The sequence below is a fragment of the Tenacibaculum ascidiaceicola genome (genome assembly GCF_047470925.1).
Lineage (GTDB): Bacteria > Bacteroidota > Bacteroidia > Flavobacteriales > Flavobacteriaceae > Polaribacter > Polaribacter discolor.
In genome coordinates, this window is record NZ_JAZKJP010000009.1 from 45,071 (window position 1) to 56,127 (window position 11,057).

The 11,057-nt window shown below is 29.8% G+C and carries 10 protein-coding genes and 1 pseudogene; 1 reads left to right on the forward strand and 10 read right to left on the reverse strand.

Translation table 11 applies throughout. The annotated features are described in order from the left end of the window. Nucleotides 1-258 precede the first annotated feature (258 nt). From VBY68_RS09790 to VBY68_RS09835, 10 genes are all read right to left on the reverse strand, one after another. Nucleotides 259-1,248, reverse strand: a complete 990-nt coding sequence (locus tag VBY68_RS09790) for a myosin/kinesin family protein (protein WP_047789751.1) — start codon at nucleotides 1,246-1,248, stop codon at nucleotides 259-261. A 236-nt stretch (nucleotides 1,249-1,484) separates the two neighbouring features. After that, complete coding sequence (locus VBY68_RS09795; RefSeq protein ID WP_415269606.1) at nucleotides 1,485-1,715, reverse strand: hypothetical protein; 231 nt, start codon at nucleotides 1,713-1,715, stop codon at nucleotides 1,485-1,487. Nucleotides 1,716-1,757: 42 nt separating this feature from the next. Beyond that, nucleotides 1,758-2,348 carry an AAA family ATPase gene (locus tag VBY68_RS09800; RefSeq protein WP_415269607.1) on the reverse strand — a complete coding sequence of 197 codons (591 nt, stop codon included), beginning with the start codon at nucleotides 2,346-2,348 and terminating at the stop codon, nucleotides 1,758-1,760. Next, on the reverse strand, nucleotides 2,302-3,222 hold the full coding sequence (locus VBY68_RS09805) for a DUF5712 family protein (RefSeq protein ID WP_415269608.1): 921 nt from the start codon (nucleotides 3,220-3,222) through the stop codon (nucleotides 2,302-2,304). Before VBY68_RS09805 ends, VBY68_RS09800 begins: the two co-directional genes overlap by 47 nt. Then, the gene (locus tag VBY68_RS09810) at nucleotides 3,212-3,727 is read right to left on the reverse strand and encodes a BfmA/BtgA family mobilization protein (protein WP_415269609.1); all 516 of its coding nucleotides are present in this window, start codon (nucleotides 3,725-3,727) and stop codon (nucleotides 3,212-3,214) included. The genes VBY68_RS09805 and VBY68_RS09810 overlap by 11 nt, the downstream gene beginning before the upstream one ends. Before the next feature lie 168 nt (nucleotides 3,728-3,895). Next, on the reverse strand, nucleotides 3,896-4,744 hold the full coding sequence (locus VBY68_RS09815; protein ID WP_415269610.1) for a toprim domain-containing protein: 849 nt from the start codon (nucleotides 4,742-4,744) through the stop codon (nucleotides 3,896-3,898). Between the two features lie 217 nt (nucleotides 4,745-4,961). Beyond that, the gene (locus VBY68_RS09820; protein ID WP_415269611.1) at nucleotides 4,962-6,167 is read right to left on the reverse strand and encodes a primase-helicase family protein; all 1,206 of its coding nucleotides are present in this window, start codon (nucleotides 6,165-6,167) and stop codon (nucleotides 4,962-4,964) included. A 96-nt stretch (nucleotides 6,168-6,263) separates the two neighbouring features. Further along, entirely contained in the window at nucleotides 6,264-6,560 is a 297-nt protein-coding gene (locus tag VBY68_RS09825) for a helix-turn-helix domain-containing protein (protein WP_173361205.1), read from the reverse strand. Between the two features lie 127 nt (nucleotides 6,561-6,687). Beyond that, the gene (locus VBY68_RS09830) at nucleotides 6,688-7,674 is read right to left on the reverse strand and encodes a hypothetical protein (protein WP_415269612.1); all 987 of its coding nucleotides are present in this window, start codon (nucleotides 7,672-7,674) and stop codon (nucleotides 6,688-6,690) included. A 5-nt stretch (nucleotides 7,675-7,679) separates the two neighbouring features. Beyond that, on the reverse strand, nucleotides 7,680-8,915 hold the full coding sequence (locus VBY68_RS09835; RefSeq protein ID WP_415269613.1) for a site-specific integrase: 1,236 nt from the start codon (nucleotides 8,913-8,915) through the stop codon (nucleotides 7,680-7,682). Nucleotides 8,916-9,516: 601 nt separating this feature from the next. Between VBY68_RS09835 and VBY68_RS09840 the strand changes: the two are divergent. After that, nucleotides 9,517-11,057 (forward strand): annotated as a pseudogene (locus VBY68_RS09840) (hypothetical protein); the annotation flags it as partial.

Genomic DNA, 11,057 nt, shown 5'->3' on the forward strand with positions numbered 1-11,057 from the left:
AGAAGTTTTACCTTGATTTATCCTTTTAGTTACTCTTTGCTAAGTATGTTCTTAACTAAAAAAATAAAAGCACAAGACTATTTATTTCATCAATACTTGATTTGATATATGTTTTTAGAGTCTAGCAATTTTCTTATATCAATAAAAGAAGTTAAACATAGCAAGTTAACTGGCATAAATATAAAAATATAATTCTATTTTTATATAAATATAGGATAAAAAAGCTCTTCTTTTGAAGATAAGAAGAGCTTGGTATTTTTAGACGTCTAAATTACTTCCTAAGTTTTTTAAAAATTCATGAATTCCTTGTCTTAAAATTTTAGGGACATTTGAAATAGGCTTTTGTTCGGGGAACTTTTCAAATTCAGAGATTGGAATCAACGTGAAATATAAGTTGTCATTAGCTCTTTCCCATTGGGCAAAAACATATTCAATATCAGGATTAATAACAATTTGTTTTTTAAAGGTTATTGTTCCCGCATATAATGGACTATCAGGATGAAATTTTTCTTTATTAATAGTAAGTTTAAGCTTTAATTCGTTGGTTTCAGAGTTAAAACTAGCTTTAGATTCGGAGTTATTTTTATGGGTAGTAATTTCATTTTTGAAGTCTTTTATTTTGCTTAAATACTGATAATTAATTATATAATCCCCTCTATCTCTTTCGAGTATAATTAATTCTTGGTTCTCAATGTTATATAAAGCTTTAATTAGTTGTTTGAAGTTTGCTGATCCTAAAATTTTTCCATAGTGTTTTTTTAAGGTGTAAAAGTTCATTTCTAAGCTATTTTTTAAAACACCTTTTTCAAAATTTGATAGGTTTTTCCAGTTTTTATTCTCAATAGCTTCATCTAACTTCTTTATTAATTCGTTGCGCTTTCTTTCTTGTTCTAAATGGAATTGTTGTTTTTGAACTTCCTTACAATGATTGCATTTAAAAGCCTGATAATAGCGACTGTGGAATTCTCTTATAGTTTGATTAAAACTAGATTGACTTTTAGCTTCATATTTTTCAAATGAATGACAATGATCACAATATAGATAAAAAGTTAAAGTACTGTAAGTAGCCGTTATCTTAGTTAATTCGGGTTGAGAAATAGCATACTTTTTTTTAATTGCTTTAGGAGTATTTACAAACTCAGTTTCATTAAGTTTCCAGTAACGTTGAAGAATTTCTTTTTCTAAGTCAGAACAGTTTTCTGATAAGTGTAATTGAATGTTGGCGATTTGTTTGTTTTGATTTTCCATGATATAAAATGAATAAAAAAAGCGTGGAACTGAATCTTATCGAACTAGTGGTATCGCCAAACACCCTTCCTCCAAATAAGAACAGCCCACGCAGCACGTGGGCGTCTTAGTTTTGAATGTGGAGGTTTTAAAATTGGCGATTTTCTAGTTCCAATCCAAAAGCTAAACGCTTTATAAATTAATATGTCTTTTTATATCCGTAAATCTCTTGCAAGATACTACAGATATTTTAAATGTTATGTTGTTTTAATATAGTTTTCTAAGGCTTTGTTGATGATGTTTTTAATGCTCTTATCTTCGTTTAACGCTTGTTGTTTAATCTTTTTAAGTAGGTTTTTATCTAGGTAAAAAGAAAACTGAACTTCTTCATTTTCTTTAGCAGGAATAGGAACTATCTTTTGAATCGTTTTGGTTTGATTATTAGCCTTAGCTTTATTGATTAGATCGTTAAAATTTTGTTTTTCCATAATGCTAGAATTGTAGTTTTATATAAATGTAGATGTATAGAATTATATGAGTTTTGTTAGTACTTCTTTTGTTAGATTGTCTAATTGCTTTTGAGCATTTTTATCATCCTGAACACCACCAACCAAAACTGAACGAGTAAAAGCAACTAAGTCAGATATGTGAGTTTTGGCAATAGGAATATTGTATTCTTCTAATCCAACCAAAATATCCAAGGTTAAAGTGGTGTTAGCTTTTATCATATTGAAAACAACCAAGGCATTATCAGTTTTATTTTCGTTTTCAATGAGCTCAATAGTACTTTTAATGGCTAACAGATCTAACACGCCAGCTTTTGTAGGTATGATAATCAAATCAGCTAATTGAATAAGCTCAGGTAATTGATTGGATAGGTAGGGAGGAGTGTCGATAAAAACGAAATCATACTCCAGATTTTGAATTTCATTAATCTTCCCTTTGTAAGGAATAATATCAAAACCAGAAGCTAACTCTTTAACTTGAGATAAACTACCTTGTAAATCTAAATCAAGAATAGTTACTGAGGCGTTTTCAGATATGTTTTGAGCTAGGTTGAAAGTGAGTGTCGATTTACCTACGCCACCCTTCATGCTTTTGATGAGTATTTTTTTGCTCATGGATGTTTTTTTTTGTGTTTAAAGTTTCTTTTAATTTGATATGCTCTTTTAGCTTTTTAATTTCTTTAGGAGAGCCATTTTTAAGTATGTATTGGTTTTGAAATTTTTCGAGTTCTTTTCTTTTATAATTAAAGAAAGCGTCGAAAGTTGCTTCGTTTGTGTTAATCCATTGCATTCTATCAAAGCCAACACGATATTTGTTTCCTCCAATAGATCTGTCTGTTTTTCTTTCTTTAGTAGTAGGAGTAAGTTTTAACCGTTGATTTTTACATTTTCTACTGACAATAATGTGTACATGAGTGTTAATACCAGGTTTCAGGTCACCTGCTTTGTAGTCTCCTTTTATAACTTCTTCGTCAGTTCCTTTAAATCGTCGGAAGTGTTCAACTTTCCCGAAATAAACCAAGTCATCACCAGAAATTAGACCTTTTTCCTTTCTGTTAAAATTTACAGCATAGTTGGTCATTACTTTTCGAGTATATTCTATGATGATACGGTTATACTCTTTGTATTGAGTTGTATTTAATTGCCATATATTTTTTATTTCTTCACTTTTAGAAATTATACAAAGAATATGTTTTAGTTCTTCTTGACTAAAGCTAATAGTTGGAGCAAAATATTTAGCATCATTTTTGCCTAACTTTTTTATGTTAGTGTCTATGGAGTTAATAGCTTCATTGGTGCTAATATTTTGCTCATTGTGTGAAAAAAAGAATTGTTTTCTGGCTTCAATATTCCTTTTAGCTTCAGAAGAGTTTTGAGCTAGTAACAATTTATCTAAATCTTGATTTTCTTTTTCTAAATACAAAGCAAGGTCTGAACAACTACCTGTATTAGTAGCTCCTAATGTGCTATGAGGTTTACTAATTGGCATTGTTAAAAATTGAGTTTAATTTACCTTTAAGACCAGATTTGTTTTTTTGATCTATCAATTCACATATAGTATAAAAAGCTTCTTGCTGTTTTTCTATTTTTTTCTCAATGTGTTCTATTTTTTGGAATATATTTTTAAGCTCTTGATTGATTTTTTGTGTTCTTTCTTTGTCAAAATGATTCACTTTTATAATACTTTCTTGAATCCATTTTGATAAGCTTTCATACTGTTTTTTTTGCTCAGCAGAATATTCGAAAATTTCATTTCTTAGAGGTTTTAGAATGTCTCTTTCTTGTACTTTTAGGAAAGAAACAATTCGTTTGTCTAAAACCTTAATCATTGTAGCAGGATTATCATTTGTAGTTTCTAATGGGTTAATGCCTGTCTTTTTAAAATATAGAATCATAGATTCGGCAAAGTCTCCATATTTAGCGCCGAATACATTAGAAATCTTTACTAATTCTTTGTGGTGGAATTCATCAATAATGATACTTTTTTTCTTCATTTTATAATTTTTAGAGTTGGTTTTCAGTAGGTTAAGAGTTTGTTTATGATTGGGTTATAAAATTTTACAAATAGTTTATAGTTGTAATGTTCACATTTACAGAAGTTAAGCCTCGCAGAGCAAGTTGAATAATAGGGGGTCTGCCCCTGTTCAACTTGCTACCTTAAATCAGGTACATTTTGAGATTAAGTAATCGTTTAAATCATTATGGTTTTTATAATGGATTCTACAGTCAATTAACTCTTTAGATATTTTTTCTTTAAGGTGTTTTAGAGCTTTATTTCCTGCTTCATCATTATCAAAAAAGCATTTGGTTTTGGAATAATCTTTAATTAGTTCAGGAATCTTTTGAATAAGAGAAGTAGAATTTAAAATGATAAAATTTTCATTTGGAATTATTTTTTTTAAAGTCAAATAAGAAAGAAAATCAGACCAAGATTCAAACAAGGATATTACATCAGAATTATTATTTATAGTTGTAATACTTTTTTTACCTAAGCACCCTTTAAAGAATTTGTTTCTAATTTCTAGTCCTCCAAAATCATTCATAAATCCAATTCCATAATATTCTTTTTCAGAATCAAAAGAGTAGTGGACTTGAAATAAAAAACGCTTAGCATATTCAATGTTTATTTTCCTTAATTTCAAATATTCTATCAAAAAAGAGTTAGTTAATTCTCCTACTTTTTTGATAGAGTATTTAGGCTTGATTTCAACCTCTTGTAAGTTTTTATGCTGGTGAAAAGAAAAATCATTTTTCTCGAGGTTTTTTAAGGCTTCGTTAATAGAGCAGTTATAATACATCATTACAAAGTCTATCACAGTTCCACCTTTACCTTCGCCGAAATCGTACCAAACATTTTTAGTTATATCTACTTTAAATGAGGGTGATTTTTCACTCCTAAATGGAGAGAAAAACCAAACGGAATTTGATGTGTTTTTTATAGGTTTAAACCCTTGCTTTTTTAAGTAAGAAACAATATCTATTTTTTTAGCTTTTGAACAGTTTATTTTCATGATGTGGTGCGTATGTAAAAAAATGTAAAAGTTGATGATTTGATGACGATTCGTCTGTAGCCCTTTATTAATAAGACTTTGTTTCATCATCAAAATATCATCAAATCATCAGCTTTTTTCTATTGGTGTCATCAACGTTAAATCTTGATGACGTTTTGATGACGGTTTTGATGACGGCTTAAACCCTTATTGTTACTAGGTTTAATAGATAAATAATCTATTCCGTCATCAAATCATCAAAGTTTTTGAGTAAAAATGTTTTTTTAAGAGTGAAAAATCTACCTTTTGTGTCTAAAAGCACAATTTCTCCATCGCTAAGAATGGTGAATTTCTGATATTTAAAACAGTTGTTTTTTTGAGGTAAATTCCAGTTGTTTTTAAGTAGATTTCTTAGCTGGGTTAAATCGGTTTTAATTCTAGTTTTATTTAATGCATTTAACAAATCCATTATGCTGAAATTGATTTCCTCTAAATCGAATTTTTCCATTATACTAATTAGCAAATGAGCAATCTCCTTTTCAACCCGATTCCGATTATTACTAACCAGTTTAGCTAATGCTGTTGTGTGGATTTGTTGCGGAGTAAACCACATTCTAGTTTTCCTTTCACTAGCAAGCTTTCGTTTTAATGTATAGTTTAAGAATGCTGGAATTTCTGAAATTAACTTGTTTAGAAAATTTACGTCTTCGAATTGTAATTTCGGAACTTTAATTACCCAAAATCGAATCTCGTCAGCATCAATTTTAATAAAAGAATCTTCTTTATTACTACACATTATAAATTTTCCGAAGAAGTCCACTTCAAAACGTTCTTTTCCTTTAGCTTCAATTTTATTTTTATTAGAAGTAGATAGGTATTTTATCTTTTCAGTAATTTCTTCTTTTTGAAAAAAAGCTTCGTCTAGTCCTAATATTAATTTATTTCCCCAGTCTAAATTGAAATTACTATTTAATGAATGGCTGTCTAGGTAACTCATATTGTGTCCAAAAACTTCTTTTAAGTATTTTAAAAATGAGCTTTTACCTGTAGCCCTTTCCTTGCTGACTAAGCATAAAACAGGTAAAGGATGTGTTGGGTTTTCGTATAAAAGCTTAAAGTAATCTAGCCCGAATTCTAATTGATCACCGAAAATGTGTTTGAAGAAGCTTAAGGTGTTTTTTACTTCTCCATTTTCGGGTTGATGAGATAGGGGAGAATAGGTGTTATAGAAACCATGAATAGTTTTTGAGAAATTAATATGGTTTGGAAAACAAATACTTCCATCGTATTTTGGAATCTTGGTTAAGTAGTTTCTGTTATGGTCTTGTATAATGGTATTTCTGTCCCATTTAATAAGGGTTTCATTAAACTGATTGTGAATTGTTGGTACTTGCACTATTTTAAAATATGACGTACCAATTCTTAAGTATGGTGTTTCTTCCATAATTAGTTAAAGAATATCCGTATATTTGTCCTACACGGTAGTTAATACTGTTTGAGAAAATATTAAAGCGTAATGGATTGGAGCCATTACGCTTTTTTATTTGCGACTAGGTTTAATTAATGAAGGGTTTTTTCTAGCTACTTCAAGTAACTCAGATTTAGAATAAAAAATACTTCTACCTACTTGATAAAATGGAATTAAATTTTTCTTTTTCCAGCCTATTAAGCATTGAACTGTAACACCTAGAAGTTCACAAGCCTGAACTTGAGTTAGACGATCATTAATGTCTGATTTTAATTCTTTATGAATTAAATCGGTTTTGCGAAGCTTTTCTACAACTCGTTCTATAGTTTGGTCAAGTTGCTTTTGTGTAAGTACATATACATTAGCCATGTTTAATTTGTTTTGAGTTCTACATGGCTAAATTAGATTCTGATTAGAGTTTTTTTTTAATACCTAGTATGTTAGGTATTTGATATTGAGGTTTTGAAAACCTTATTAGAATAAAAATATTTAGAATTTATTGTTTAGTTAGGTAATAATTGAAGTCTTTTCTAAGAAAATCAGTAAGGACAAGTTCTTTTTTATCTATGTCTTTTCTTAATGTTTCATTAGACTCACTTAAATAGGGGTAGTTTTCTTTTAAGCTAAGTGCAATAGTTTTGGATGAATTTAGAGTGTTGTTTTTATATGGTGGATGTGCAAAAATCTCTTTTTCTTTACAAAATTTTAGAAAACATATTAGATCCTCTCTTTCTTTTTTGTTTAACTTAATTTTAAGGTGTTTGTAGCAAGTTTTATTAGAAACTTCAATTTTATTTAATTCTAAATAATTAGTTACTTCATACAAAAAAATTTCACCATCAATTTTACTTATATGTTTTTTAAAATAGTTTTTAAACAAGTTTTCTATGTTATATTGTTTACTGTTGTTGGAAAAAACTATTTTTTTAGTTTTAGTTTTTAAAAGGGTTTCAATGTTGTTTATTTTTTCTTGATGTTTTTCTAGATTGTTATATGTTAGGTTTTTTAGCTCTTCCGTTTTTGAGTTTATTGAATGGTTAAAGTTTTTTTTGAGAATTAATATTTTTTTTTCAAAATGTTTTTTTTGACTATATATATCGTGTTTAATGTCGATTTGTTGTTTTTCTAATATGCCTGATTTGTTATTGTTATATTCCTTATCTAATTCATTCTTTTGTTTAAAGAATGGATCTATTATTGCATTTTCAAATTGAGTAAATCCGCAAGTTGTCAGGAGTTTAGTTATAGGGGTGGATATTAGAATAAAAAAAATGAAATGAAAAGGAAGACTCCAAAGTAAGGGTAGATATGATAACAGTCCTTTAAATAAAGCCAGATATCCTGAAGCCATTAAAAGAATAATTAATATCAGAGGTGTTTTTTTGCAATTTCTATGTTTTATTGCAAATTTTTTCCATTGACTAGGAATGAAACTTATTATTTTAAATAAATAAAGTTGTAGATAGTTTAATGTTTTAATCATAGTATTTATAATTTATTCCAAGTTTGATTCATTTCTTGTTTTTTAAGTGAGTTAGCTATGTTTACATAAGCTTTAAAAGTTCTGTGATCTAAGTTTCCAGTTATTTGCTGGATAACAGATTCTTTCATACCTAATATCAAACTGTTGGTAACAAAGGTTTTTTTTGCGGTATGACTAGTGATCAATTTATGTTTAGGAATTACCTTATCAATCCTTTTTTGACCTACGTATCTTGTTATATTTATTTGGGTGTTGATTTTAGCTTTTTTACAAGCTTCTTTTATGTACTCATTGAATTTTTGGCTGGAAATTTTAGGTAACGGTTCGTAAATTGTGTTTCTGTATTTGCTTAAAATTTCTTTAGCGAATGAGTTTAGGGGAATTGTATGGTCTATAGATCTAGTTTTCTGAATATTTAATCTAATCTCATCTTCATAAATATTAGCGCTTTTAAGTTGTTTAATATCACTAAACCGTAAACCTGTGAAACAACCAAAACAATAAAAATCTCTTACATGTTCTAGCTTTTCTGACTCGAATTCAAATTTATATAATTTCATTAATTCGTCTAAAGTGAGGTATATAACTTCTATTTTGTCTTTCAATGACTTAAATTTTTTATATTCCAAGTTTTGATGATAATTTCTTTCAAAACTCCATCTCATAAAAGTTTTCAGACCGTCTATTATTTTGCCATAATAGTTGTTTAAAGTATTTCTTTCTTCAAAAGCATAATCAGTTAGTTTTTGATAGAATTTCAAATTAATTGTGTCAAATCTTACTTCATAATTAGTAAAATCTTGAAATTCTTGAAAAAACTTTTTATTTGTTTTGTATCTCCTAAGTGTTCCTGGTGTTCTTATGTTTTTATTAGCTAAAATATATTCATCGTAAACATCAAAGAATTTTTTAGATAGTTTCTTCTCACCAAAATTTTCATCCTCTAAGAGTTTGATGACAATGTCTTTTGTTTGTGGTAATTCATTTGATAATATATACCTAAATATTGACTTAATCTTAGTTTCTAATTTGTCTAGCTTTTCATTGTATTCAATATGTAAATTATAAGGTTCTGATTTAAGATTAGGCTTAATACGTTCCTTTTTCCAGTCTTTGGGATTAACTTTTACATTTTTAACTGTTTGTCTAATACGTTCACCATTAACTGTAATAAGTAATCTAACTGGGGCTAACCCTTTTTTATCTATTTTATCTTTTCTTAAGGTATAAGTTAGTTCCATATAATGTGTAACTCTTTTGAATTAGATTTAATTTAATAATACTTTAAAAGGAATTAATTAAAATTAAATAGGGGGCTAAAAAGGGGGATAAACTCAAATTAAAACAAATTAAACTGTATTGAATTTATAACTTCAAAGCCTTTGTTAATTCAAATATAATGAGTTAAATGAAATAAAAAAATATTAAATTAGTAGTGTAATCCTGTCGCGATCACAATAAGCCTTACTAGAAATAGTAAGGCTTTTTTGTTGTTTAATGTTTCCGTTTTGTAATTATCAAACTACTCTAAACTACTTAAAATGCCTAATTATATTCATTAATGAAAAGAGTTGTTTCTAGAGGACTTTACCTAATAATTAAGAAGAATAAAAAAAGGATTTACCAGAATCAATATTTTTTTACTAAATTGTAAAAGGTTAGTATGTTGTAAATCAGTTTGTTTTAGGTGTTTCTTCAAATCTATCGCCTTTTAGCTATGAAGACAGTGCTGATATTAACCCTTTTACTTACTAGATAGAACATCAAAATTTAATTTATTAATAAAATTTAATTAAATGTAATATATGATTACTAAGAAGTCCCACCAAAACAAAAAAACTAATGAAAAAAGTAACAACCCTCGTACTCTTAATTTTAAGTGTAACTATTACTGCACAAGTAGGAATAGGAACCTTGACACCTAATGTATCTGCTCAGTTAGATATCAAGTCAGATAGCAAAGGTTTATTAATTCCCAGATTGAATATTGATAATTTAAGTACAGCTTCACCAGTAAGTAGTACGACAATTAATGAAAGTTTATTAGTTTATAATACAAATAGTACATCCGGGAAAGGATTTTATTATTGGAATGGAAGGCTATGGGAAAAACTGGTAGATTTAGCTACAGTTTCAAGTCTTATTGATACACAGGTAGATAACCAACAAATAAAAAGTTTCTTCTTAAATAGTTCTAACATTCTTACCCTAGAGTTAGAAAATGCGGGCTCAAAATCAGTTGATTTATCATCTCTATTAGGAGAGAATGAATTATTAACAGGTAAAGGATCTCCTATTAGTAATTCTATAGATCCAGCTACAGGTATTTTATATGTAGATACCAATTCTGGAGAAATTTATAGTTCAGATGGAAACTCATGGAGCCCAATACTGTCAACAGGAGCAGACGGAAAATCAGCATATCAAACATGGTTAGATGCCGGAAATACCGGAACCGAAGCAGACTTTATTACTTCCTTAAAAGGAGACACCGGAGCGACAGGAGCTAACGGGGCAGATGGAGTAGACGGAAAATCAGCATATCAAACATGGTTAGATGCCGGAAATACTGGAACCGAAGCTGATTTTATCACCTCTTTAAAAGGAGATACCGGAGCGACAGGAGCTAACGGGGCAGATGGAGTAGATGGAGTAGACGGAAAATCAGCATATCAAACTTGGTTAGATGCAGGAAACACCGGAACCGAAGCCGATTTTATCACTTCTTTAAAAGGAGATACCGGAGCGACAGGAGCTAACGGGGCAGATGGAGTAGATGGAGTAGACGGAAAATCAGCATATCAAACATGGTTAGATGCCGGAAATACCGGAACCGAAGCTGATTTTATCATCTCTTTAAAAGGAGACACCGGAGCGACAGGGGCTAACGGAGCAGATGGAGTAGACGGAAAATCTGCATATCAAACATGGTTGCATGCTGGAAACACCGGAACCGAAGCCGATTTTATTACTTCTTTAAAAGGAGACACTGGAGCAACAGGAGCTAACGGGACAGATGGAGTTGATGGAGTAGACGGAAAATCTGCATATCAAACATGGTTAGATGCTGGAAATACCGGAACCGAAGCCGATTTTATCACTTCTTTAAAAGGAGACACTGGAGCGACAGGAGCTAACGGGGCAGATGGAGTAGACGGAAAATCTGCGTATCAAACATGGTTGGATGCTGGAAACACCGGAACCGAAGCCGATTTTATCACTTCTTTAAAAGGAGACACTGGAGCGACAGGAGCTAACGGGGTAGATGGAGTAGACGGAAAATCTGCGTATCAAACATGGTTGGATGCTGGAAACACCGGAACCGAAGCCGATTTTATCACTTCTTTAAAAGGAGACACTGGAGCGACAGGAGCTAACGGGGG